28 protein-coding genes are annotated in these 23,367 nt (G+C 45.2%); all 28 read right to left on the bottom strand.

Features of this window, described 5'->3' with window-relative positions; genetic code table 11:
• Positions 1-5: 5 nt before the first annotated feature.
• Positions 6-1,934: a LodA/GoxA family CTQ-dependent oxidase gene (locus tag PPIS_RS01405; RefSeq protein ID WP_010378411.1), complete on the bottom strand. Its 1,929-nt coding sequence runs from the start codon at positions 1,932-1,934 to the stop codon at positions 6-8.
• 274 nt (positions 1,935-2,208) lie between these two features.
• Positions 2,209-2,682: an XkdQ/YqbQ family protein gene (locus tag PPIS_RS01400; RefSeq protein ID WP_010378409.1), complete on the bottom strand. Its 474-nt coding sequence runs from the start codon at positions 2,680-2,682 to the stop codon at positions 2,209-2,211.
• Between the two features lie 12 nt (positions 2,683-2,694).
• Complete coding sequence (locus PPIS_RS01395; RefSeq protein ID WP_010378407.1) at positions 2,695-3,219, bottom strand: phage late control D; 525 nt, start codon at positions 3,217-3,219, stop codon at positions 2,695-2,697.
• A gap of 1 nt (position 3,220) precedes the next feature.
• Positions 3,221-3,436, bottom strand: coding sequence for a tail protein X (locus PPIS_RS01390; RefSeq protein ID WP_010378405.1), 216 nt, complete (start codon positions 3,434-3,436; stop codon positions 3,221-3,223).
• 25 nt (positions 3,437-3,461) lie between these two features.
• Positions 3,462-3,893, bottom strand: coding sequence for a phage tail protein (locus PPIS_RS01385; RefSeq protein ID WP_010378403.1), 432 nt, complete (start codon positions 3,891-3,893; stop codon positions 3,462-3,464).
• 14 nt (positions 3,894-3,907) lie between these two features.
• Complete coding sequence (locus tag PPIS_RS01380; RefSeq protein WP_010378401.1) at positions 3,908-7,066, bottom strand: hypothetical protein; 3,159 nt, start codon at positions 7,064-7,066, stop codon at positions 3,908-3,910.
• 124 nt (positions 7,067-7,190) lie between these two features.
• The gene (locus tag PPIS_RS25595; RefSeq protein WP_017218950.1) at positions 7,191-7,316 is read right to left on the bottom strand and encodes a hypothetical protein; all 126 of its coding nucleotides are present in this window, start codon (positions 7,314-7,316) and stop codon (positions 7,191-7,193) included.
• A gap of 5 nt (positions 7,317-7,321) precedes the next feature.
• Positions 7,322-7,579 carry a phage tail assembly protein gene (locus PPIS_RS01375; RefSeq protein ID WP_010378399.1) on the bottom strand — a complete coding sequence of 86 codons (258 nt, stop codon included), beginning with the start codon at positions 7,577-7,579 and terminating at the stop codon, positions 7,322-7,324.
• Positions 7,580-7,582: 3 nt separating this feature from the next.
• On the bottom strand, positions 7,583-8,092 hold the full coding sequence (locus tag PPIS_RS01370; protein ID WP_010378397.1) for a phage major tail tube protein: 510 nt from the start codon (positions 8,090-8,092) through the stop codon (positions 7,583-7,585).
• On the bottom strand, positions 8,092-9,255 hold the full coding sequence (locus PPIS_RS01365; RefSeq protein WP_010378396.1) for a phage tail sheath C-terminal domain-containing protein: 1,164 nt from the start codon (positions 9,253-9,255) through the stop codon (positions 8,092-8,094). The genes PPIS_RS01370 and PPIS_RS01365 overlap by 1 nt, the downstream gene beginning before the upstream one ends.
• A gap of 135 nt (positions 9,256-9,390) precedes the next feature.
• Positions 9,391-9,726: a GPW/gp25 family protein gene (locus PPIS_RS01360; RefSeq protein WP_017218947.1), complete on the bottom strand. Its 336-nt coding sequence runs from the start codon at positions 9,724-9,726 to the stop codon at positions 9,391-9,393.
• Between the two features lie 9 nt (positions 9,727-9,735).
• Entirely contained in the window at positions 9,736-9,933 is a 198-nt protein-coding gene (locus PPIS_RS01355) for a hypothetical protein (RefSeq protein ID WP_010378390.1), read from the bottom strand.
• Positions 9,934-10,049: 116 nt separating this feature from the next.
• Positions 10,050-10,625: a phage baseplate assembly protein V gene (locus tag PPIS_RS01345; protein ID WP_010378388.1), complete on the bottom strand. Its 576-nt coding sequence runs from the start codon at positions 10,623-10,625 to the stop codon at positions 10,050-10,052.
• Complete coding sequence (locus tag PPIS_RS01340) at positions 10,622-11,200, bottom strand: hypothetical protein (protein ID WP_010378386.1); 579 nt, start codon at positions 11,198-11,200, stop codon at positions 10,622-10,624. Before PPIS_RS01340 ends, PPIS_RS01345 begins: the two co-directional genes overlap by 4 nt.
• A 69-nt stretch (positions 11,201-11,269) precedes the next feature.
• Positions 11,270-11,470, bottom strand: a complete 201-nt coding sequence (locus PPIS_RS01335; protein WP_010378384.1) for a hypothetical protein — start codon at positions 11,468-11,470, stop codon at positions 11,270-11,272.
• A complete protein-coding gene (locus tag PPIS_RS01330) occupies positions 11,470-12,303 on the bottom strand; it encodes a hypothetical protein (protein ID WP_010378382.1) in 834 nt (277 codons plus the stop codon). Before PPIS_RS01330 ends, PPIS_RS01335 begins: the two co-directional genes overlap by 1 nt.
• A gap of 9 nt (positions 12,304-12,312) precedes the next feature.
• The gene (locus tag PPIS_RS01325; RefSeq protein WP_010378381.1) at positions 12,313-13,065 is read right to left on the bottom strand and encodes a phage tail-collar fiber domain-containing protein; all 753 of its coding nucleotides are present in this window, start codon (positions 13,063-13,065) and stop codon (positions 12,313-12,315) included.
• Complete coding sequence (locus PPIS_RS01320) at positions 13,065-14,174, bottom strand: phage tail protein I (protein WP_010378379.1); 1,110 nt, start codon at positions 14,172-14,174, stop codon at positions 13,065-13,067. The genes PPIS_RS01325 and PPIS_RS01320 overlap by 1 nt, the downstream gene beginning before the upstream one ends.
• Positions 14,167-15,075 carry a baseplate assembly protein gene (locus tag PPIS_RS01315; protein ID WP_248694124.1) on the bottom strand — a complete coding sequence of 303 codons (909 nt, stop codon included), beginning with the start codon at positions 15,073-15,075 and terminating at the stop codon, positions 14,167-14,169. Before PPIS_RS01315 ends, PPIS_RS01320 begins: the two co-directional genes overlap by 8 nt.
• Positions 15,076-15,234: 159 nt before the next feature.
• Positions 15,235-15,774, bottom strand: a complete 540-nt coding sequence (locus PPIS_RS01305) for a hypothetical protein (protein ID WP_010378374.1) — start codon at positions 15,772-15,774, stop codon at positions 15,235-15,237.
• Positions 15,767-16,105 carry a hypothetical protein gene (locus PPIS_RS01300; protein ID WP_010378372.1) on the bottom strand — a complete coding sequence of 113 codons (339 nt, stop codon included), beginning with the start codon at positions 16,103-16,105 and terminating at the stop codon, positions 15,767-15,769. Before PPIS_RS01300 ends, PPIS_RS01305 begins: the two co-directional genes overlap by 8 nt.
• A complete protein-coding gene (locus tag PPIS_RS01295) occupies positions 16,105-16,347 on the bottom strand; it encodes a hypothetical protein (protein ID WP_096040857.1) in 243 nt (80 codons plus the stop codon). Before PPIS_RS01295 ends, PPIS_RS01300 begins: the two co-directional genes overlap by 1 nt.
• Before the next feature lie 57 nt (positions 16,348-16,404).
• On the bottom strand, positions 16,405-16,944 hold the full coding sequence (locus PPIS_RS01290; RefSeq protein ID WP_010378374.1) for a hypothetical protein: 540 nt from the start codon (positions 16,942-16,944) through the stop codon (positions 16,405-16,407).
• On the bottom strand, positions 16,937-17,275 hold the full coding sequence (locus PPIS_RS01285; RefSeq protein WP_010378372.1) for a hypothetical protein: 339 nt from the start codon (positions 17,273-17,275) through the stop codon (positions 16,937-16,939). Before PPIS_RS01285 ends, PPIS_RS01290 begins: the two co-directional genes overlap by 8 nt.
• The gene (locus PPIS_RS01280) at positions 17,275-18,624 is read right to left on the bottom strand and encodes a hypothetical protein (protein WP_010378370.1); all 1,350 of its coding nucleotides are present in this window, start codon (positions 18,622-18,624) and stop codon (positions 17,275-17,277) included. Before PPIS_RS01280 ends, PPIS_RS01285 begins: the two co-directional genes overlap by 1 nt.
• A 3-nt stretch (positions 18,625-18,627) precedes the next feature.
• Positions 18,628-21,822 (bottom strand): phage tail protein, encoded by a 3,195-nt coding sequence (locus PPIS_RS01275; protein ID WP_010378368.1) that lies wholly within the window; start codon positions 21,820-21,822, stop codon positions 18,628-18,630.
• 7 nt (positions 21,823-21,829) lie between these two features.
• Positions 21,830-22,381, bottom strand: a complete 552-nt coding sequence (locus tag PPIS_RS01270; RefSeq protein WP_010378366.1) for a phage tail protein I — start codon at positions 22,379-22,381, stop codon at positions 21,830-21,832.
• Complete coding sequence (locus PPIS_RS01265; RefSeq protein WP_010378364.1) at positions 22,378-23,283, bottom strand: baseplate assembly protein; 906 nt, start codon at positions 23,281-23,283, stop codon at positions 22,378-22,380. The genes PPIS_RS01270 and PPIS_RS01265 overlap by 4 nt, the downstream gene beginning before the upstream one ends.
• Between the last annotated feature and the right edge of the window lie 84 nt (positions 23,284-23,367).

Genomic DNA, 23,367 nt, shown 5'->3' with positions numbered 1-23,367 from the left:
CCTTATTATTTGCGATTCCGGCGGTGTGCTTTGTCGGTTTGTGACAAATCAGGACGACAATCTCGCATGCTTTCGTTATTATCCGCAGCCAGCAGTTTTTCCGCTTTGACTGGTGTTAACCCTACTTGCATGGTGGTTGGAAAACCAGTTACGCCTTTTTCTGTTTTCGGTAATACCACCGCCAATTGACCAAACCCAGTGATCATACTGTTGATCTGCTCAATATAGTTGGTTGAAGGGCCTATCGGCAAATCGTTTAGCCACAGCTCCCGATCATTAAATGCTGCTTGTCGCTCTGCAAATGGCTTAGTTTCATCGACTACCCGGTGATAATTTTGCTCGCTAAGCATATTATTTGGCACTCGTGCAGGCCAAAAGGTCGGTAAATAAGGGTCGTACGCTTCATTGTAGCCATCGCGACAACTCGCGGTGTCTGTTTGCCAAGGAATGGCCATCCAACGTGTAATGCCACCAGCAACCTGCCCCGTTTTTAATGGGCCGCTCGAATGCAGCGCGATTTCTGATGTCATTTCCACGCCATAATTGGTGCCGTGGGTCGGTGCAGTATCTTCTGAATGTTTAAGACGGAAAGCCTCGCTATACATGCCCACTGTACGCATTGGCCAAGTCATTTCACATCCAGGGTGGAAAGCATCCGCTAAACAGAACTCCATCGCCGCTTTAGTTAACATCTCAGGCTGCTCAGCAACCGGAATTTCATCAATGCTGGTTGGGGGGCAATAACAAGGGTCGTAATCAGAGTCAAATTCGCCATTCGACCACTGCTGTAACATATTCAACTGAATGTCTGTCAGGGTGACAAACTGCCTTGGCGAGTCATCGGCATCTACACTCATCGCATCGCCGTACAACCAAGGCCACAACTGCGGAGCGGTAGCGGCAAATTTAGGGTTCCAACTATGTTTTTCATCCGCCGTGGTGACTTTTTCTATCTGTCTAAAGTTATTAAAGAGATTACGTCTTGCTTCTTGCCATGTGCGTGAATTGTCATTTAAACGGCTGATCCAAGTCTCTGAAGTAAAATCAAAGGGGCTATTCCAGCCAAACCCTGCGGCAAATCCCGCATTAACCCATTGTAAATCGGTTAACCTTTGGAAAATTGGCAGAATGTCTTTACTAAAGGAGGGGTTACCTTCAGGTGCTGGTAGCATCTTGGCATCAACTGCAACCTGACGCATTAAATCCCACATGGTTCGCGGAGATTTTTGCATTGGCGCGTAATCTGGTGGCGCACAAATAACCCATGCAGGTTTCACATCAAGTGCTTTGCCTTGATATTTCACCTCAGCAGTTACAGGGCCGTCCGAAGTATCATCGTACCAGCCTTCATTATTACCGAAAGTTATCGCCTCGTGGCCTTGAGGATTTTCTGACACCCCGTGTCCACCAAGCATAAGTAAGCGGCCCTTGTCATCGGTACGCATTTCGCCTAAGTAAACTTTTTTATCGGCAAAGCATCCTTCAAAGCGACTACAACCGCACCCTGAAGCAATACCACTGATCTGCTGCGCTCCACCATCAATGAGCAAGCTGTTACGGTCGTTTACATTGAGGTTGCGTAGTAAACTCGGCTCAGCTTCTGCCGCCTCTGGAATATCCAACACTAATTGAAACTCATACCAAGATGCTTTTTGATTAGCCAAGCGTGCATGCCAAATGATAGAAGTGCCATCGTCGCAAGTGAGTTCTTTAACGATGTTGCCCTCAGCGTCCAATCCATAAATACGAAAGCGCGCGGCTTGGCGCTTCAACGCTCCCGTGCTATCGCGATAGTAATTCATCTCTCTTGGAATGGCGGTATCGACCTCAGGGCCAATAAAAAATTCATCTGGGCTGTTACCAACCCGCATTACACCTATGGGTGGGTATATGGCCGCTGAAACAATGGGATTTTGATTGCAGTGATGTGACATGTTGTAATCCTTTTTCCAGTAGTTCAATTCATGAAGCATTACTGCAGTGTAGAAGCTATTTCTGACTTACACCATTACATTGAATTACAGATAGGAAAGAGGCCAGAGCCTCAAAATGAGGATGGCCCACATGGAGTAAGGGTGATATCTCATCTGTGATGGATGAGATAAAAATACACCCTGTGCGGGACACAGGGAGAAAGGAAAAAATTAAGGAAGGAAGCGCTCAACGCGATAATCGCAGACGCTTGGTATAAGAAATGTGGGATTTAACTTAACCTAATGCTTCGCATACTAAATAGCTTTTAAAGCCGACGTGATTAATTACATGCTTGACCTCACAGACAAACCAGTCACCGTTGAGATTATCGTCAACCTCTTCGATAGTTATCACGCCACCTGCTAATAAATTAGGGTCGCCAACCACACAAAGCTGCACACTGGTATGCGCTCGATTTAAACGCTGTAACATGGCCGTCGCCGCGGTTTGTGCTTCCGCCTCGTTATGGTAAACGTAAGAGAGTGTCGTGTTAGGTGAACCGCCACCGACACTTACCAATGTTTTTTGCGCTAACGCTTTATCGTAAAAATAAGCTTGCACCCCTTTGACTAACTTGTTGTGATTAGCATTAAGCTGCCATGAAACCAGCTGCTTTTTACTTACCGTCACGCTAGGCAAAGCTTTGCCAGTTAACGACTTTCCAGTACCTTTAGCCATAAATATAAGCTTGTCATCCGCAATCTTCATGATTGCATCAAACTACACGGCAAGCTTGCTTAGCAATTGCATATCGCTTTCACTTTGCTCAATGTGCGGTATTTCTCGGCCCTGAAAAGCATCACCTATTTTTGCCTGTAGTCCATACTCACCAGCAATGTCTTGAATAAGCTTGTCCAGCATCAGCGGCTCATCCTTCCCCTGCTCTGGCCACGAACGTATTTTTAGTGCTTTAAAATCTTGATCCCATAGCACTTTATTACCATAAAACGTCAACGAGCGATTGGGGCCAGTCAATTCATAAGCGCCCACTTCGAAAATACCTAATTTGGTTGAGGGAGCACTCTGATCTTTGGTGCCTTCTTTATATCCCATCGCAATTTCTAGTTGATCCGTTGGTGTGGGTAAGGCAATGGGCGCGTCAACTAAATTGTCAAATCGTACATAGCAGGTATCACTCGCCAGTCCCGTGCGTGTTGTAACACTGAGCTCAGCCAAGCGGTTCTTCAGTGTTTTTGATACCTCATTGCCATTTGCTTTAATAGAATAATGCGGTTGTAAGTCCATATTAATCCCAAATATTGATCACTTTAGACACAGTAGGTTTTGCGATTTCGGGAAGAAAAATACTGATCTGCTCCGAATAAATTGGCCCAAGCTCTGCCAAGCCATGATTGGCTTCTAGCACCTTTTCTACCATGCCACTACTGCGGCCATAGTGCTTAAAACAGATGAGATCGAGACAATCACCATCTCGCGTAATATAAGTTACCCCTTTGCTCATAACGACTCCTTAGCATCCAGCGCGCTTAATAGCGGCTGAGCTCCATTGAAAATTGGATTTCTCGTGGGATCCCATCATTAAAAAATAAGGTCCGCGTTTCACTTATCCGCTTGATGACCCACTTACCCATCACGCGCCCTACGCTTGGACTAGATTTCCCACTTTCTTCAACATAGCCAAGCGTCATCGGCTCCCCTTTGGCGGCTTCATCTCTCATCATGTCTAATTGCTTCAAGCCGTTATCCACAATTTGCGGGAAGATCACCCCTTCAATGTTTAAGGTTTGCTCTCCTACGCCAATAAATTGCATCGGCGGAGAGTCCTTATCAGTCTGAGATTTGTGGGCTTCCCAGCGATATTGAGAATCGTACTGGAGCTTATTAAACGCTGCGGTGCTTACTGAAAACTTGTAGTCTCCCAGTTGCATCATATGTTTAGCATGATTAACTTTGCTCATTTAGTCCTCTATCGTTATGCCACTTGATTGTAATATCGAGCACTAAGCTCTTGCTCAGCTTGTTGTTGTTGCTGATCCAAAATTTGCTTCACTTGCTGCGCAACCTCATAAGCCTGTTGGCCATCTTTTGCATTGACTGTGATATTGGCGTTCACCGTTACCGATGCAGCGCTCGGCTGCGGCGCCGATGAATATTCAGATAGTTTATTCGCACTCACATTCTGTTGATTTAAACTATTCGGATCTGGTGCTTTAGCCTCATTGGTGGCTGATGTTTTGTCATCGCTAAACCAACCTTTTATGGCATCACCAACCATATTGTTGGTAAGGTAACCCGCCATAGGGGCCGCCATTCTCACATAGGGATTTTTGCTCTTTGACAGTGCACCAGATACAGCATCAGCAGAAAACATGCCGCCTAGCGTGCTACCAATGTCAGCCGCTTTTTCTTTAACAGAAAGCCCATCATTATTGAGCGTTTCCCATACTGTGTGTGCGTTTAACGCTCTGCCTGCCAAATCACCCGCCTTGCTGACGCCGTGAATTTTGCCGGTTGTCATCCCTTGATTAGCAGCAAACGCAGCAGCCGTGCCTGTGGCTAAATTCAGCTCATTAATGACATTATTTTTAACAAAGTCGAGTGCACTGTTTTTTGTTGCTTCACCGTGTTGAGGCGTACTAATCACAGCCGTTTTGTTGTCTGTTTGCGCAACGTGTTCATCGCCTTTTGATAACCAACCACCGAGGGTGTCGCTAATTAAGCCCAGCGGCCCCATAGTGGCAAAACTCGTTGCGCTATCGAGCAAGCGCTCTGTCACCGAAGGGCTTGAGGTGCCTGACGCTGAGTCCTGAGCATCGTCAGAGAACCAGCCACCAAGTTTGTCACCAAACCAACCTCCGATTGACTCACCGCCCATCGCGCCGAGTGCACCACCGACTAAGCCACCGATTGCAGTGCCAACCACAGGAATAACCGAGCCAATTGCCGCGCCTGCTGCGGCGCCAGCGAGTGCGCCGCCTGCGCCACCCGCTGCAGCTCCAACCTGAGTGGTTTTTTCTTTAGTCGTTAACGTGTCATCAGTTAATGCCGTAAACGCATCGAATGCACCTAACGCCACACTAAGCGGTGCAGCCGCACGCCCAAGTAACTTTTTAGACCCCTTGAATAACTGACCAAGTTTGCCACCTTTAGCCGGAGAGAAACTGCCAAGCTTTTGATAACTAGCATCATTTGAGGCAGCCATCATTTTGACTTTTTTGGCTTTTGCTTTGGACTTTGGTTGCGATGCTTGATTATCTAACTGTGCTTTTACGCTGGGAGCTTTCCCGCCGTCCAACAGTTTCAAAGCGGGTTTATTGGCGCTTCGTTTGTTGATTTTGCGCGGCTTGTGCTCGCGCTCCGCCGACGTTTCTTGTTTATCCGCTAGATTAGAAGACCTAGCTCGCTTGTTACGCTTTCTGCCTCGCTTCTTGCGTCCTTTTTTACGCGTAGATTTCTTCTCTTCAACATCACTTTCTAACTCAGCAAACGACTCAGATAAATCATCGCTAATACCGTCTAATCCAAACTCACCAAATAAATCTGGTAAGCTGTTGGTAAGTGAAGATAGATCTCCCTTGAGAACGCCTTTTAAATCAATATTGGAGAGTAGATCAGCGTGTTGATCTAGTACACTTGCCGCATCGTTTAGCCCAAATGCATTCAACAGTTCAGGCCCTGCGCTTACAAGGGAGTTGATGTCGCCCCCCAAAATCGCGTCGACATCCAGTTTTTCTAATGCCGGTAATGCGCCTTCGAGTACACCAGCAGCACCGTCTAACTCAAATGCCTTTAGTAATGAAGGACCTGCCGCCATAAGGCTTGATACGTCACCGCTGGCAATTTGCTTGAGATTCAGTTGTTTTAAGCCAGGAACCGCAGCTTGTAGCTTATCCGCAGCATCGCCAAGTTCAAATGCTCTAAGCACTTCAGGTGCGGCATCCACTAAGCTGCTCAGCTCACCATCCATTAAGCCCTTAAAATCGAGTTTTTCAGCGATAGGAAGAACTGAACCAAAAGCCTGTGACGCACCTTGCATATCCAATGCATCTAATAATGCAGGAGCACTTTGTAGCAACGACTGGATATCACCATCCGCAATTGCTCCTATGTCCAATTGTTGTAGCGCTGGCAAAGCCGCAGATACCGAGTTTGCGGCACCATCAAGTCCCGCCGCCTCGAGTAAATTTGGTAACGTTGCGGCCAACGACCCCAGCTCACCATTAGCAAGCCCGGCTAAATCAAGTTGTGCAAGCGCCGGTATTTCTTGCGCAAGAGTTTGGTTCAATGCCTTAAGATCAACGGCTTCTAGCAAGCTTGGTAAAGCCTGCTGCAAACTTTGTAAATCGCCTTGAATAAGTCCAGGAATATCCAATTGATTCACAGCTGGCGCAAACTGCGTCACCACATTTGCCGCATCGTCAAAGCCAAATTGAGTTAATAACGCAGGAGCAGCTTCTGTTAACGAACCAAGCTCTCCTTTGAGTACCTCTGCAAACTCAATATTGCTCAACAAACTACCTGTTTCGAGCAGCTGCTTTGGCAAAGCAGCGAAATCTAAACTCGCTGTAAATTCCGGCAAAGCTTGGCCCAATGACGCTGCATCTAGGCAAAATTGCTGCTGAGCATCGGTTACAGATTGGCTTTGCTTCGATGCATTTGTTGCCGCAGTCACGGCTGGTGCAACGGAAATTGCGTTAAAAAGTGAAGGAACGTGTTCGGCTAATGCCGCCAACTCAACTTGTACGGTTTGGCTTGCGGCGCTGAAATCCAGTTCTGCAACCCGTTCAGACAAGCCACTTATCGCATGCTGTAAAGAATCGGGCAACGCCAACATGACCTGCTCAGCCTGCTGCACCAACTGGCTACTAGGCACAGTATTTTCACCAGCGGCAGGTGCCTGAAACTCAGGTACTGAGAATGAAGCCTGTGGACTTAACACCGCGCTGGCATTAAGTTGAGTCATGATGGAAATTAATTGCTGGATCTGCGCACTAGTCGCCGAATTGGCATTGAGCTTTGCAACTAGACTACCTAAATGAGCAACTTGGTTAGCAAGCGAAGTTACCTGTGGCAACTTATTTTTGACTTTGTTCGCCTCTCGTGAACGAACCTGTTTACCTTGTTTTGTCATGGCGTTACCTGAGGAAAATAGAGAAAAGTGAAACGCTTTAGCTTAAGCTGAGGCCTAAGCTAAAGCGTCTAAAAGTATGGAAATGCGCCCCTTAAAGGGTTAAGGGGCGGTTGCGGTCATCGGTTTAGCCCGCTTCTGTCGCTTGTTTGTAATCAAGCGCTGCTTCAAACCACTCGATGAGTTCGTCTTCGGTCAGCGCGTTGAGTTCGGCCAAGCCCCAGCCAGTATATTTGGCCAGAGCGATAACCATGGCTTTTAAGCGCTTTGGCGGGACACGAGAAAAGCTTGTAGCGTTTCTCGCAGCTTCACAAAATCACTCCAATCAAGCTCTTCGATGATATCTGGAGAAACTTCGCATAAGTGCGAGAAATAACGAATTTCGCTTTCAGACTCGCTGATATCCGCTCTATCCACCATTAACCGATCGCGTACTTTTGGTCGTCTCATTGTCAGTTCTGCATACTCATGCCCATCGACCGTAATTGGGAATGCTAAGGTAATGATTTCTTTCATGGATTAAGCTCCGATTGCTGCGCGAAGTGCTGCCATTTGGTCCTTACCATTAACGGTACGAACGTCGTTGTATAGGTCAATTTCGTAAATCACATCTTGACCGATCTGTAGCTTGTACTTCTGAATTGCATATTGCAGCGTTAGCTTAGCTTCTTCGCCATCTTTCCAGCTGCCCATATCCACTTCTTTGAAGAAGCCTTCAAGCGTTACCACTACAGGTACTGGCGCTTCGCCTTGCGCTTGGATTGCACCACGAGCCGTTAATGGCGTTGTCGCACCGCTCCAATCGCCAAGTAGCTTCATCATGTCAGCGTTGTATTCAAGTAACGTGATTGTGCCTTCTAGCTTTTCAAGTTGGCCAACATCAAGCTCAACCGGCGCTTGAAAACCCGACGTCACTTCGCGAGTTTTTACGGTTACTTTTGGTAGCTGGATTTCATCAGCGATACCTAGATAGCCTTTACCGTCTACAAACAGCTTGAATTTTTTAAGAATTTTTGGAGAGATTGCCATTATACGATTTCCTCTAGGTAGTTGTTAGTTAGAATACTCTTGAAGGTGATGTGCTCAGCCGGTGTTGGCGGCGTGAAGTCAAAGCTAAAATACACTTTACCCGCTTGAATATTGGCCGGTGTGTTTAACTCTTCGTCAGCCCAAATTTGACCGCCAAGAATTGCACCTTGTGCTTTTAAGCTATCAAGGTACGACTGCACACTTTGCGTAACATCTTCGATGTAAGTTTTGGTGATATTGCGGTCAACCGCCCACATGTGCGCACGCAGTAGTGAGTCGTTGATCATATCTGCGGTACGTACCACTGACAGGAATGCCCATTTAGGGTCGTCAGAACAAGTATGGTTACCCCAAAGCTTAAAGCCGTTTTGACGAATAATGGTCGACACTTCTTTTTCGTTCAGCATATTCGCACGTGCGTTAGCATCGCCCAGCTGGAAGTCGATAGGACGTGCAGTTGCCACAATACCGTTCATATTGGTATTACTTGGGCTCCACCAAAAGCCTCGGTCGTTGTCCGACTTAGCAATCATGCCCGCAACACGTGCACTTGCAGGTTCAACTTCTGTTTTGCCATCGCGGAATACTTTGACATGAGGGTCAACAACGAACACACGACGCGAACCAAAGTCTGCACGATATGTTTTTGCATCCTCATCGTTGGTGTTTGGACCATCTGCGATGATAACCGCACGAAGACGCTCAGCCACGTTCACAAGCTCTGTGATAACTGGGTTACGATTACCTTCAGGGCGTTGATGCGCATAACCTGGCGCCACAAGAATACGTGGTGTTACCCCAAGTACTGACTCAGCACCAAGGAAAGCTTGTACACCTTCATAAGAACCGTCTGCTGCCACACCGCCAACCATGTTTGACATGATTGCCGCTTCATCAGCACCATCGACACGAACCACAACGACTACCGCACCAGCTTGGTCAAAAATACCGTCCATTGCCGCAGGTAGTGTTCCTTCTGTACCCAACGGTGCAGCTTCAGCACGTTTACCAGCAACCAATACAGGTGTGTTAAGTGGAAACTTTTCTGGATCTGCACTAGGTGCCGTACCAATCACACCAATTACTGAGCTTTTTACTGTTTTGATTGGACGCGTGCCGGATTGCGCCTCAATGACTTCTACACCGTGTAGAAATTTTGACATAGTTATCTCCTTTAAAGACATGTCAGTTAGAGAATAAAAAGGGCCATACAAGCTGCCTTGTATGGCCCTAATAACTTCATAAAAATTAGCGTTTGTTGACCTTATCCTTTACGGATAAGGTGGATAAAAAATGACTTAGATCTGGATACCCTCGATGGTGACAGGCTCCCCGTTGATTAAATACAATCCTTTTATTTCGATAGACAACTTGCCCTCACCTGCTGGATGTACCGCAACACCATCAAGTTGAAAGCGTGGTTCCCACTTCTCCAGTGCATTGGCGATGGTCATAGTGATATCCCCCACCAAAGAGTGAGAAAAAGGCCTATCTACAAGCTCATATAAGCCGCAGCCATAATCGCGTCGCATAACGCGACTGCCAAGCGGTGTGGTCACAATATCGCGAATACTCTGTTTTAGATGCTCAACACCACCGAGCGGCTTGCCCGTTTTGGCATTCATTCCTATCATGACGACTCCTTAAGTCACTTTGTAAATTCCCGCGCTGGAGCCTCCTGATACAGGAACCTCCGCAGCCTGAGTCATATGTTCAACTACGGCTTTAGCAATCGCAGCAGCCAGTTTGCCAGCTCCTGCATGCGCACCTGCCAACACAAAACCCTCGGCTTCAAGCTCCGCTTTGATCATGTTTTCTAATGCATTTGCATCTAATGCCATGTCACTTCCCCGCTGTAACTGTAGATGAGCCGTCACCATGTGGACTGCCAGTAAAATGACATACATGTGCCGTAGTCACACAAGGTGAGCCACCATTTAAGGCAATACTTGCCCCTTCAACACTGACGTCCCCCCCCCGCTTGAACAGAAGCACTTCCATCACACTTCAAAGTTGCATCTTTTGCACTCAATACGGTCGCATTAGCTTGTGTTTCTACTCGGATGTCTTTGGCTGTTGTAATATTCAGCGTCCCTGCTGAAAGCACATCCACAGTGGCATCCGCTCCTTGAATATCAATCAGATAACGATGACTCTTTCGGTCATACGTGATTGAGCTGCCATCTTGATATTGAACCTTATGAACATCAGGGCGATTTTCAGGCGATACTCCCAATTGTTTTGGCGCAAATTTTTGACTATACAAACTGCCAAGTACTACTCCCTGGGAAGTATCTCCACAGGGAGATAGCACCATCACTTGCTCACCAACTTCAGGTGCTTGCCAAGTCATATCATGAGCAGCTTGCGCCGTTAGCCAAGGTAACTTTGCCGTGATCCAATCACCCATTTTGACCTTGACGGTCGCCGTTTCGTAATCCACTTCATGCACCGTTCCTAGGCTAATTAACTTAGTAAGACGCTGCTGTAAGTCGGACATGGCTAAGTCTGAAAAATGTTGATTGGCTATCACGCTATCGGTCCTTCTTCTGGGGTTTTGTAAATTAAGCGATGCTCGCCACCATGCGGGCCAAGATACACTTCTGTTACCTCAACACCGGCCTCCTCGGGGTACTCAACTTGGTAATAAAACTGCCAAGTCAGCGTCGCCTTAGCGAGCATTGAATTGACTTGGTTGCTATAACTAAAACTGCTTTTTTCGCATATAAAGTGTTGCCAAGGGACGGGCGTTTCGTCCTTTATAATCGAAGCCTCAGCGGCACTGACCAAGTTATCCAACCGCGCTATCAACGCAGAGGCATCAGCCTCTTCAAGCGCCAGTTCAAGCTGCAAAGTCATCACTCGTCTGTCGAGTGCATTTGGGCTTAGGTTTTTATTGTACGCAGGCCCATAAGTCACGCCTTTGTCGGCGCCTTTCGCTTGCAGTTCACTGGCTTGTCGCTCAGCGATTGGGATAAGGGTAAGCTGTGCACGCTCTGTTAAATCCGGTTGTGGCTGGCTTGCTTTTAGTAAATCAACTTGAGCAAGCTCAGACAGACCGGCACTCAGGCACGCCAACACCTTAGCTATCAAGGTTTGTCGATGCATAGTTGTGCTCTCAAATTATAAATTGGCTAAATTAAAAAGCCGAAGATGGACGAAGCGCCCGAAAGAAGGTTAATTAAATGGAGTGATTATTGCTTCTCGGGCGAGCTTGCGTAATTCTTTCACATCAGCAGGAATGGTTTCTCCCGTTTCCAGCTCTCTTATCACATACCAATCCGTTTTTTTAAGGTACGCTCTTAATTCACAATCAATGTCGAATTGGCTGCGCTCTCCGCCTAGCTCATCTTTTCTCATTACGATTTGTTCTAACATTATAGTTGCCTCTCAAATACTGGTTTTTCAAAATATCCCCATCGATTTTCTGGAACCTTACCTGCAACTACTGAAGGTAAAGCAATTAGGCAGCTAGCTCCCTTTTCTAGATAAATGTGAGGACCAAAGGTGTAATTCACACCACCACTACTAGGCATATTTGATTGTCGAGTTACTTCATGCCATTTGTCATCTGTTGGAACTAAGAATTCATCGGACGGATAAGTAAATCGAACCTTTCCTGACTCAGCTTTTATCCAACCACCAAAGGTCAATGCGTTGTTGTAAGGTAAACCACCTTGATAAATGGAGTATGCATTTTCAAATGCTGGATAATCATCTACTTCTAACGCTTTAATACGTACGATTGCAAAATCAGGCTGATTATATTTTGGAGTACCACCTTGAATTTGGTCATACATAGCTCTGATTTCAGGGTGTTTATCTTCTTTGATCTTCCCATGCTCTGAATAGGCTACGATTTCACATTCGTAATGATTACTATTCCTACAGTGGTAACCATCTGGGATCCCCTTAGTTCCAGGGGTTAAAGAGCCATTAATTTTCAGCTCTTGATTCTTAGTAATACGGAAGAACGGCAGTTCAGCTCTAAATTGACTATCAATAAAACTATTTACCTGCGCTTTCATTCCATTCGTGGCTGCAGTGAGTTCAACAGTAGAAGAGTCAATATGCTGATCTACTTCCTCAGCTTTATTCTCTAGCGTACTTTGAATAATCCCAACCTGATCTTCAACAGTTTGGCACAGTGCATTGGCACGTGTGGCAACCTGACTCAGGCGCTCCGTCATGGTTAAATTGTCATTTGACATAGTGTTTCCTTATTGATGCTCAAGATTGGTTAATCTAATTTCTTGATTGGTTTGGCGGTTCATGGTGTCTAGCTGTACCGTCGTCACATTGGCAAGTTCTGCGTTAAATAAGCCATGGAATGCTGCTACGCGATTATCTAGCCGAGCGGCATGTGTTGTATCTAATCTTGACACTTCACTGGTGAGCAATTGTTTCAGCTCACTTAGCGCTGTTTCCTGTTGTTGCAAACGAAATTCCTGTTTGATTTGCCGATGCATGGTATCTAGCTGCGTTAGCGTCATTTCGGCCAACTCTTTGTCAACAATCAGATTGAGATTGTCGACTCCTAGCTTTACCTCGATACTCTCACTAGGCAGTTGTGCCAAACTTAACGTTAACCACTGTAGTACTTTGACGTCAGGTGTGCGGTAACCAAGTGTGGTGTTGGCTTTTGAGTAAACCCCCAGCAAAATCAGCTCTGGCTCACCGCTTGCGTCTACTGCGCCGCTATCTAAATAAACACCAATTTCTCTGATGGCATATTCAAGTGGTGCGTCGAATTTGCCTGCAATTTTAAGGCTCGTACTTTCACCGTCTTGATAGTCGCTGTCGGCAATAGCTACACGCTCTTTAAGGCTGCGTAGCTCAGTTTGATTTTGTGATGGCGTATAAGCGGCATCGCCAAACGCCATATGGCTGATTTGTCCCTTAAAGCCTCGCGCTTGAGCGCTGAGTAGGGCATCAAGTCCCGCATGGGTAAACTGCAGCGTTAGTGCAGACATTAAGTCGCTCCTTGTAAATGATAATGTTGATATTGAAGTCGGTGCATACCACTGGCGAGTACCACTCCTTGCATTAACTCATCAGGATGAATGCCCACTCCTTGGCTGGTATGCATTTGTGCATTCAGCTGTTTTGCAACCGCAAACACACCTAAACTCGCCTGCGTTTCACTAGGTAAAACGCCTGCGCCTTCGGTATTTAACATTTGATAGCCATAGTGATTTATATGGCCACATGCCCCTAATGCGGCTTTGCCTTGCTCAGGTTTTACCCCTAACCCCAACACTTGGGTATTGCTCAGACCCAAAGGCGCTTTGCCAATACCTGCTGCACCAATTTGCTCTTTAAGTGCAATACCCAATTGTAAATCAACATGGATAGCACCGCGTTTCACTGCGTTTACCACACGGCGAATACGCTTGAGCATCTGGGAGGTCAACAATCCTTGTTGTCGGTCGTCCAAATTCTGATTAATAAGCGCCCAGATCTGTACAGTGCCAGGCAAACCATCTTCCTGCTGCCACCATTCCTTGATCTCGGTTTCAATATTGAGACTATCGAGCGCTTTTTGCAGCGCAAATGGGGTCCCCTTGCACTGATGAACCGTGAACGCATCAGTAATGACTTGGCGTTTAATCGCCACAGGCCAATGTTCATCCCACTCATCCACTGAGTAGTTCCACGCCAAAAAAGGCAATAAAGGCTCGGGGCAAAGCTCTGGTTGCCAAAGACTCGTTAAGAGCAGCCGTGTATCGTTCAGTACACAAGCATCACGCAATTGGGTTCTTGCTTCATCATCCTTGAGGGAGAGCCCACTTAGTCCGACACTTACCGCTAGCCGCTCAAGTGCATCTCTTGAGAAAAACACTTGAGAGTAAATAATTGGCAGCAATTTATTGCTTGATAAGCGTTTAATTGCGCTGCGTAAATCAAGGCAGCCGACCTCAGTCAATGAGAGATAACGCGCGATTTCCACTAGCTCGTCATCGCTGCGCTGCTCAAGTTTTAAGGCCGCTAATAAACCTCCTCGGATAGTTCGAGGCTTGGCTTGCAGCTCTGCTAACCACTGCTCCAGCGTTGACGCATTATGAGGTAAAAGCTTAGTCATCCTGCCCCCTCACCTTTACTCGCAAATCCGTTTGCTGACAATACGCCACCTCAATATCTAGAGGTATAATGTCTTCACTTGGCGACTCCAACTTGATGTTCTCAACACCAGACAAAAACAGAGCGTTGCTAATGCCCGCTCGCGTGATCTGCCTACCAAGCTGACGTCTTTCAGTTAAGTAAGCGTCGAGCGCGGCCGAGGCACTGTCCACAATCACCTCAGGCGACGGGCCAGGTAAAATCTCAAGTTCCGCTGCAATGTTAAACGTCAATATCTGTGGCTGCTTGATTGTGACTCTATCGCCAAGCGGTCTCACTTTAGAGACTTCAGGCTGTGTTGACGATTCAGGGGTAAAGGCGATGTGTAATTTATTCAGCAGCTCCGCGCTTAGTGTACCTTTCCCTATTCGACTCAAGACGGTTAGTTCTATTTCACATGGCCTCGGACTATGAACTTGCACATCGCAAATCTCATTACTCACCGACAATGCATGAAAGCGATAAGAGGCCGCGCTCCCTGCGGTATTCAGTCCATCAAACGCCAGTTGCGTTCTCGCTCTTAAACGCTCATCATCCTCATTCCCAAGCCTTGCAACATTAAACCTCGCTGCGATTGCGTCTAAATCACTCCCTGAAGCACTCGCGAGCAAGTTCGCTTCTATTGCGTCATTTAGCATGCTTTGCTGAGTCAGTCCTTGATATGCCATAACTTCTAACAATTTAGTTAGAGGTTCACTTTCCAAGTTTACTACCTCTTGGAGTGCGCTATCCTTTTGCAGCAATGCTTGCTTTAATGCTTCTAGACGCTGCTCAAAGTTTAAGGGTTTTAACACTTTAGGAATGGGCAACTGCGATAAGTCCAACCGCTCAAATGCCATCATCACCTCCTTGCTTTGCGCCATAAAAAAACCCACAACAAATACTTGCTTGTGGGTCTTGGAGATTGGAAACCTGTGTGCTTGCTAACTTTCTCAAGCATAGGTCTATCTTACTGGTTTTTAGGGAGTAAAACAGGTCAATCCTGACCTGCTTTATTAAAATAATGCTCTTTAAAACCAACGTTAGCTGACTGCTGGTAGATACACATCAAATTCCATCGTTTCAAAAATAAGCCGAAAAGGAGCACCGATCCGCTCTAAGCCTCGATTGACTCGTTCTGCTGAGAGTAAATAATTACCACTAATATCGAACTCAAGAGCAAGAGTAAAAGTACCGTTTTCGACGTTTGCTATAAAACGTATATCTTCTACTGGCTGTGTGGCATTAACAACACGCTCAATCATAATCATGATTTCAGTATCAGGTAACCCTGTAACACTTGCTGTAACTAGACACTTATCATTTTTCGCTACCCACCAAATATTACCTATTAGCCTGGCACTGGAAGAAGCAAGCGCTACATCCGATAAGGTTATTTCTGCATGTTCAACTGGGGACTCTTCCATCAATGTTTGTGGGTGGAATTGCTTAGTCTCTGGATTATAAATATCCCCTAAACTGGCATTGCTGCATTGTATATAGTGCTCAACATCAACAACTTCATCGAACTGATAGAGCCCAATAACTACATTGTCACTATCTACATGTGCATAGTTATACATACTCAATAACCTCCCATGACACTGGCACATAACGATCCCAAATCGGCATTGACGAGCCACCCATGTACATATCAACTCTATTCACTATCTTAAGTGTTGTACTATCCACGAGTTCACAATATATAGCTCCTGCCCAGCCACCATACTCACTGCTAGAGTCGCTCGTCCTCTTTGCACCATAGTAAGCAGATGACAGCATGTTGACGACCGTCTTATTAGTATCAACTTCCGGCAGCGTTATTATTCCGCCATTTCTCTCACTCCCATTATACTTTCCTCTAAATACTCGCTTCACTCCCCCACCAACTAAACTACTCACAGGTGTAGCCATCACTGCATCTCCCAATTCTTTTCAGCATTTAATATAAAAGTTAAAGTTAGGTTTAGGTCGTATACAATCTGCGTATCTGTGACGACCTTTCCTTGCTTCGCCATCAAAATAACCTCACTCGATATACCATCAACTACTATTGTAGGCGTAGCATCCAAACGCTTAGAAACAACAATCACAGCGTCTTCTGGTGTTTCTGCAACTGGTGGCAAGGTGAAAGTGTCGCTCGCTTTTAGGTGCACATTGCTGTGCGCAGGTATTACCCCACTTTATTAAAATAATGCTCTTTAAAACCAACGTTAGCTGACTGCTGGTAGATACACATCAAATTCCATCGTTTCAAAAATAAGCCGAAAAGGAGCACCGATCCGCTCTAAGCCTCGATTGACTCGTTCTGCTGAGAGTAAATAATTACCACTAATATCGAACTCAAGAGCAAGAGTAAAAGTACCGTTTTCGACGTTTGCTATAAAACGTATATCTTCTACTGGCTGTGTGGCATTAACAACACGCTCAATCATAATCATGATTTCAGTATCAGGTAACCCTGTAACACTTGCTGTAACTAGACACTTATCATTTTTCGCTACCCACCAAATATTACCTATTAGCCTGGCACTGGAAGAAGCAAGCGCTACATCCGATAAGGTTATTTCTGCATGTTCAACTGGGGACTCTTCCATCAATGTTTGTGGGTGGAATTGCTTAGTCTCTGGATTATAAATATCCCCTAAACTGGCATTGCTGCATTGTATATAGTGCTCAACATCAACAACTTCATCGAACTGATAGAGCCCAATAACTACATTGTCACTATCTACATGTGCATAGTTATACATACTCAATAACCTCCCATGACACTGGCACATAACGATCCCAAATCGGCATTGACGAGCCACCCATGTACATATCAACTCTATTCACTATCTTAAGTGTTGTACTATCCACGAGTTCACAATATATAGCTCCTGCCCAGCCACCATACTCACTGCTAGAGTCGCTCGTCCTCTTTGCACCATAGTAAGCAGATGACAGCATGTTGACGACCGTCTTATTAGTATCAACTTCCGGCAGCGTTATTATTCCGCCATTTCTCTCACTCCCATTATACTTTCCTCTAAATACTCGCTTCACTCCCCCACCAACTAAACTACTCACAGGTGTAGCCATCACTGCATCTCCCAATTCTTTTCAGCATTTAATATAAAAGTTAAAGTTAGGTTTAGGTCGTATACAATCTGCGTATCTGTGACGACCTTTCCTTGCTTCGCCATCAAAATAACCTCACTCGATATACCATCAACTACTATTGTAGGCGTAGCATCCAAACGCTTAGAAACAACAATCACAGCGTCTTCTGGTGTTTCTGCAACTGGTGGCAAGGTGAAAGTGTCGCTCGCTTTTAGGTGCACATTGCTGTGCGCAGGTATTACCCCACTTACTAGCGGCTTTTTCCTCTCTCCGACTAGGTATTCATCAACGTTACCTGAATGTATCGAGGTGAATATTGGCTTTTTAAAACCGCCTTCAGGCTCAGCTTCTTGCGATTCGTTTGTATGAAGTTTAATTGAATTGGAACTACAATCTGTGCCTGACATTAACGCTGAAGCGCCAGTAAATGTCCCAAATCTAGCCCAAACGGTAAACCATGTATTTTGTCCTGACACATCTTCACTGGTAACTTTCAAGTCGCCGATTAAGCTACTGCCAGTATTGGAAACACAATGGTTGTACGCAACCACATTTAAGTTATTGGCTGAAGCATTATTTGCTTTTGTAACATATATCGTTGCACCACCGCTTTGGTCGTTAAAGCCCGCTCCATAACCTCTAGTTCCAGCGAGATTAATCAACCAACGATAAGAGTCGTTTGTGTTGCTGGCATAAAATGAAGCGACTTTATACCAGCGAACTACATTTGAAGTGCTTTTGACTACATTCCAATCTCTGACGTTCGTATTACCAGTATGAAGTACATATTGCCCACAGTACGTAAATTCCCTTGGACTGACGACAATACCTTTATTGCCATCCCATGGTGTCTCACCTAATCCTAGATAGGCATGCGCGCCGTCCTCTTTTCCGTTACTGGAATAGATACCTACACTGCCAACTCTTTGTTGCTTAGTGTCGGAATAAACATGGAGGCCAACTGCATTAGGGTTTGGAACAAGCGAGCCGCTAAATGAACCTCCTTGCTTACTGAAGACAGTATCTGGGAATGTCCCACCACCGATATCTGACGCTGTGGGTTTATAACCTTTGTGGTAAACACGATGGTTGTAACTTGAGCCAGCGTAGATTTCACCTCTTACGTGCACGGGCCTGACAAAATGGAACTTTGGAGTACTATTATAAAAATGACACCAATCTTGATTTTGGGGGCCAATTTCTAAATAGCCATGAGGTGTTACAACCTTCAGGGAATCATTATTACCTTTAGATAGCTTGGTTTTGTCATCCCCTAGATGAATTTCACTTCTGAACCTAACCCAAGTCTGCTGGTAGTTCAGCTGCATAGCTCAGTTGTCGGGTATGCTGTCACTACCCAAATCACCCATACCTAGCCAACCACGGCCATCACCTGTGTAGGTGAGGTGTAGCGACGCGGCGTTTGTGCGGCCGGATTCACCAATAGATATTCCAGCGGCTTGTTCAATGTTTTCACTACCAGAGCTGCTACTATCCAGTGTTAACCATGGATTGTTTTTTACAATTTTAATATCCGCTTTGTAATCAAACCCTTGTCCATTGGTGTACTTAAATGCAGCTAACCCATTCTTGGTATCCCATATCCCAGTAAAACCAGTTTCAGTATTGGGCGTCCATATATAGCAGTCACTGCCAATCATTTTTAGGTCGCCATTGACCTCTACATTTCCTCTAAACTCCCAATCATTGCTGGAAACAAAATTTCTCGCAGTCCAATATTCAGTGCCATTCTCTCTTCTAAATAGAGTGAAGAAGTCTGAACCAGCGCCAGTTGTGGCAGGTGAGTTATCCCCGTTGTACTCTATACCACCGCCGTGTGATGGGCTTTGGCCTACATAGACTGTACCTGTTGATTGCGCACCTGCAACGGGTGAAAATACATTTAAGACAGCTCTGCCACCATCATCGGCTTGGATGTTTACTGTTGTGTTGGTGCCATTATCAAAGATTGCGTTTCTGGTGGATAGTCCAGACTTCCTTAGCGACATCCATTCAGAATAACTAGTTCCTGAGCGGTGCCTCCACTTAAAGTATTCATTAGAGTTATCGGATGTTTCAAAGAATAGATAACTATCGGCGTCTGAGTCAGCGTCGTTCTTAAATCCAATTTTCGCACCATCACTATTTTTCGACCAAATAATATCTTGGTCTGTAAGATTTATAGACTCCCCCTTGGCAACAGCACCTATATCTGCAGGTGTTGGTTTGTTTCCCTCATGGTATACATTATGCTCCGCCACAAACATATTGGTTTCATTTATGGAGCTTAAGACTCTGCTGTTTTTTTTGCTTTTATGTATATGTTCAATGGGGTAGTTAGTATTACTGTAATTTCCTATGCTCACATTATCGTTAGTATAAGAGAGGATATGACAATGCAACGACAAGGAATTACCGCCAATAAGCTTAACCTGAATGAGGTAGTCTTCACTTCCATTACTGAGTATTTTTAGCTCAAGTTGCGTGTAGTCCCCACTCAAAGACTCAACGACAATATCCTTATGATGATTAACCAATATATCCGCTGAAAAATTAATGACAGTATTACTCGTCGTCCCCTTTAAGGTAATTGAGCATCTAGACGCTAGAGCACTGCCAATCACTTTAGCTATCGTCGTAAATTCAGAGTTATTTACTTCAGGTGTAAGACCTGAATGACGTTGAAAAGCACCTACATCTGAAGCGGTAGGTTTATAACCCTCATGGTAAACACGTTGGTTAAAACTTGAGCCAGCGTAAATTTCCCCTTTTACGTGCACGGGTTTGCCAAAATAGAACTTTGTCATACTCGTATCAAAGTGACACCAGTCGTGATTTTTAGGTCCAATATCAACATTACCATGCGGTGTAACCACTCTTAGGGAGTCGCTATAGCCTTTAGATAGCTTGGTTTTGTCATCCCCTAGATGAATTTCACTTCGGAAGAGAACCCAAGTCTGCTGGTAATTCAGTTGCATAGCCCAGTTATCAGGTATGCCATCCCCTCCCAAATTACCCATACCAATCCAAGCAACCCCATTACCTGTATAGGTTAGGTGTAACGATGCATCACCGCTTGTGCGACCAGATTCACCAATAGATATTCCAGCGGCTTGTTCAATGTTATCACTACCAGAGCTGCTACTATCCAGTGTTAACCATGGATTGTTTTTGGTGATGGTGATATCACCTCCAAAGTTCCAGTTACCATATGCATATACACTAGACCAATCAGTCCCGTAGTTAATCTCTAAGTTGCTAGTCGTGCCAACTAATGCTCTTTTGTTTCTAATTTTTAGGTCTTGACCGCCATTGGTATCTATATAAGACCGTTCAAATCTATCAAGCTTTTCGCTGATATCGGCTGGTTTTGGTTTGTTATGCTCGGTGTAAAAAGCCCCCCAAGATGACCAAATACCATCAGCAGAACGATACCGAACAAAAGATTGTTCTAGTGCGTGATATGCGTGTGCGACTTGTATGACTCTTTTGCCTGCAGAAAGCTGGACTACAGATATCTCAACTAGAAATGCAGCATCTGGATTCGGTGTGTCGAGAGCCCCTGCCCCAACAATGATCACTTCACTTTTTTGGTCTAAATCATTCAACGAGCCACTATTAACAAGCCTGCCGACTTCAGGCACCGCTCCTACCTCTTCTGCAGTTGGTTTGTTATATGTCGAGTAAGTATTTGCGAAAAATTCAAATGGTTTAGCATTTCCACCAGATTGGGTCGCTATCCAGCATTTAAAAGCAAATGGATATGAGGTGGATCCATGAGGATTACTAAATGTAGGCACATTATCAATGATTTTTATTGACGGATGATTTGGCCCATTCGTGTTCCCATAAATCGTATTTGCACTCCATGTCGAACCATATTTTGCAAAACGGCCTACGAAGTTAGTGCTTGTCGCCGTTCCATCCGTCAAGCCAAATATCAGTATGTCGCACGCGGTATCGGGCAAATCAGGAAATGCTTTTGACTCGCCAGCGTCAAGCCTAAGCTCAAACGTACGGTCAAAGAAGTTCGCTGATTGGTGGCTAATTTGAGTGCCAAGTCCATGCGGGTTTATCGCATCTCCAACCCACTCTCTCGTCGCATAGGTCAACGAAGGATCTATTTTTTCGGCAACTGAATGATTGTTCTCTACATCAATCACCGCTTTTATTTTTAGCTCAGCGGCGGCATTTTCATCACCTGAAGGCTTATAGGTTTCAGGGTGTTTAACTAATGCAAAGGGGCGTCCGTCTGGCATATAAAATGCAGCTTCACGAACATAAAACCCACCAACCCCTACTGGTAAAACTCCAATTATTTCAGCTAGATTGGCCGTATCTAACAGCTTAACTGAATTTATGGATCCTCGGTATTTTTCTTGCACCAATGTTTCTTGTAACGGCGTGAGATGACCGTCCCCAACTCCAAACTCGCTGATCTCAACCGTCTGGTCATTAGCCATGGCATCAAGAATTGCTTGCCTCCCAGCCGATGTTAAGCGGGTCCAATAATGTGAATTAGTCATATGATCCTTACTGTTTAGATAACGGATAAACCGTGGTTGATGTTGCACTACAAGAAACAGTTCGAGTGGAAAGAGCAAGGTTACTCTGTAAATTCATTTGGAGCTGATAATCCACAGATTTTCGCTTTGCTCTGTCGATTAGTTTTCTGGTTTCTCGGATCAGAGGTAAATCGATCCCTCTGTGAGAAATAAATACATCAACTTTAAATGTGCCAGCGGGTGCCATAGGGGTTTGCTCAAACCACTCGGTGATTTCGGCGCCCATATCGAAGTGAGATAGCGATTGTATAATTGCATACCGTGTACCTAAGTACTTATGCTGCTCAAAGCTATCAGCTATCACTTTACGTTTTACAGATTCGTGCCAGTTTTCATCCCATTCTTTTACGCCTTGACTCCATGCTAACCAAGGAAGTAAGGGCAAGGGACAGTGAAATGGACTCCATAGAGTGGAAAGCTTGCTGATTTCATCGCTCAATAACAAAAAGATTAAGCTATTCACTTCTAGTATTGCGCGACTCAGCTTATTTGGTGGTTGGGTGTCTTCACTCTCACTCAAAGCGCCACCTCAAAATCGATCTCTGTAGCACCGTTGACACACCATGCAACTTCATTTTTTAATACTTCTATATTGCTTGTAGGTGAAATAAGATTTACTTCTTCTACTCCCACCTGATGCAGCACGGCAAATAAAGCGGACTGCTTAACTGACTTGCCCAGTGAACTTTGCTGCTGCAGAAAGTGTTGCAGCTTAGTAATCACATTTAATCTAACTTGCTCGTGGCCAGGCCCAAGTTCAAGCTTGACTTTTGCTTTTATATTGAAAGGCTTAATTACTGCGGGAACAATTTCAACACGATCTCCAATTGGTCGAACCCTTTGTGCAAGCAAGACTTCAGACACACTGTCTTGATCTCCTGGTGTGAGGCCAAAAGCAGCCGCAAGCGTATTTATTAATTCTGTTGACGGAGCACCATTTTCGGTTTCATTACTTAATATGCTCAAAATCACATGGCAAGGAGATGGACTTGCGACGTGAATATCTTTAACTCTGCTATCTGCCGTCAACGCATGATAACGGTAGCTTTCTTCTGTTCCAGCCGTATTTAGACTATGGAATGCTTGTTGTATTCGGTGCCTAAACCGTTCATCTGACTCTTCTGGCAAACGGCTTACACCGTAACGTGTTGCAATATGGTCTAGGTCACTATTTGTTGCTGTCGCCAACAAGTTACCTTTGACGGTGTCATTTATTCGTCCTTTAAGCAGCATGCTGTGATATGCAAATGTATTGAGTAACTGTGTTAAAGGCTCTGATTCTAGCTCTAGTGTCTTACTAACATCTGGAACTAACTCGCTCGATTTACTTTTTAACTGTTCCAGAATTTGTTCATATTCCAGATTTTCTAATAGCTCTGGAGGTGTTAGCTTAGATAAATCGATCAACTGAGATGATGGCATTGCACCCTCCGGTACTAAACAGAAAATAAAAAACCCACAGCAAACACTTGCTTGTGGGCTTTGGAGATTGGAAACCTGTGTGCT

Source organism: Pseudoalteromonas piscicida (genome assembly GCF_000238315.3).
Classification (GTDB): Bacteria; Pseudomonadota; Gammaproteobacteria; order Enterobacterales; family Alteromonadaceae; genus Pseudoalteromonas; species Pseudoalteromonas piscicida.
Note: the sequence above shows the minus strand (reverse complement) of the source record. Positions and strands in the feature narration are given on the sequence as shown.

Coding starts and splice junctions, on each gene's coding strand:
- PPIS_RS01405 (WP_010378411.1), bottom strand. CDS start 1,934: ATGTCACATCACTGCAATCAAAATCCCATTGTTTCAGCGGCCATATAC.
- PPIS_RS01400 (WP_010378409.1), bottom strand. CDS start 2,682: ATGAAGATTGCGGATGACAAGCTTATATTTATGGCTAAAGGTACTGGA.
- PPIS_RS01395 (WP_010378407.1), bottom strand. CDS start 3,219: ATGGACTTACAACCGCATTATTCTATTAAAGCAAATGGCAATGAGGTA.
- PPIS_RS01390 (WP_010378405.1), bottom strand. CDS start 3,436: ATGAGCAAAGGGGTAACTTATATTACGCGAGATGGTGATTGTCTCGAT.
- PPIS_RS01385 (WP_010378403.1), bottom strand. CDS start 3,893: ATGAGCAAAGTTAATCATGCTAAACATATGATGCAACTGGGAGACTAC.
- PPIS_RS01380 (WP_010378401.1), bottom strand. CDS start 7,066: ATGACAAAACAAGGTAAACAGGTTCGTTCACGAGAGGCGAACAAAGTC.
- PPIS_RS25595 (WP_017218950.1), bottom strand. CDS start 7,316: ATGGTTATCGCTCTGGCCAAATATACTGGCTGGGGCTTGGCCGAACTC.
- PPIS_RS01375 (WP_010378399.1), bottom strand. CDS start 7,579: ATGAAAGAAATCATTACCTTAGCATTCCCAATTACGGTCGATGGGCAT.
- PPIS_RS01370 (WP_010378397.1), bottom strand. CDS start 8,092: ATGGCAATCTCTCCAAAAATTCTTAAAAAATTCAAGCTGTTTGTAGAC.
- PPIS_RS01365 (WP_010378396.1), bottom strand. CDS start 9,255: ATGTCAAAATTTCTACACGGTGTAGAAGTCATTGAGGCGCAATCCGGC.
- PPIS_RS01360 (WP_017218947.1), bottom strand. CDS start 9,726: ATGATAGGAATGAATGCCAAAACGGGCAAGCCGCTCGGTGGTGTTGAG.
- PPIS_RS01355 (WP_010378390.1), bottom strand. CDS start 9,933: ATGGCATTAGATGCAAATGCATTAGAAAACATGATCAAAGCGGAGCTT.
- PPIS_RS01340 (WP_010378386.1), bottom strand. CDS start 11,200: ATGCATCGACAAACCTTGATAGCTAAGGTGTTGGCGTGCCTGAGTGCC.
- PPIS_RS01335 (WP_010378384.1), bottom strand. CDS start 11,470: ATGTTAGAACAAATCGTAATGAGAAAAGATGAGCTAGGCGGAGAGCGC.
- PPIS_RS01330 (WP_010378382.1), bottom strand. CDS start 12,303: ATGTCAAATGACAATTTAACCATGACGGAGCGCCTGAGTCAGGTTGCC.
- PPIS_RS01325 (WP_010378381.1), bottom strand. CDS start 13,065: ATGTCTGCACTAACGCTGCAGTTTACCCATGCGGGACTTGATGCCCTA.
- PPIS_RS01320 (WP_010378379.1), bottom strand. CDS start 14,174: ATGACTAAGCTTTTACCTCATAATGCGTCAACGCTGGAGCAGTGGTTA.
- PPIS_RS01315 (WP_248694124.1), bottom strand. CDS start 15,075: ATGGCGCAAAGCAAGGAGGTGATGATGGCATTTGAGCGGTTGGACTTA.
- PPIS_RS01305 (WP_010378374.1), bottom strand. CDS start 15,774: ATGTATAACTATGCACATGTAGATAGTGACAATGTAGTTATTGGGCTC.
- PPIS_RS01300 (WP_010378372.1), bottom strand. CDS start 16,105: ATGGCTACACCTGTGAGTAGTTTAGTTGGTGGGGGAGTGAAGCGAGTA.
- PPIS_RS01290 (WP_010378374.1), bottom strand. CDS start 16,944: ATGTATAACTATGCACATGTAGATAGTGACAATGTAGTTATTGGGCTC.
- PPIS_RS01285 (WP_010378372.1), bottom strand. CDS start 17,275: ATGGCTACACCTGTGAGTAGTTTAGTTGGTGGGGGAGTGAAGCGAGTA.
- PPIS_RS01280 (WP_010378370.1), bottom strand. CDS start 18,624: ATGCAGCTGAACTACCAGCAGACTTGGGTTAGGTTCAGAAGTGAAATT.
- PPIS_RS01275 (WP_010378368.1), bottom strand. CDS start 21,822: ATGACTAATTCACATTATTGGACCCGCTTAACATCGGCTGGGAGGCAA.
- PPIS_RS01265 (WP_010378364.1), bottom strand. CDS start 23,283: ATGCCATCATCTCAGTTGATCGATTTATCTAAGCTAACACCTCCAGAG.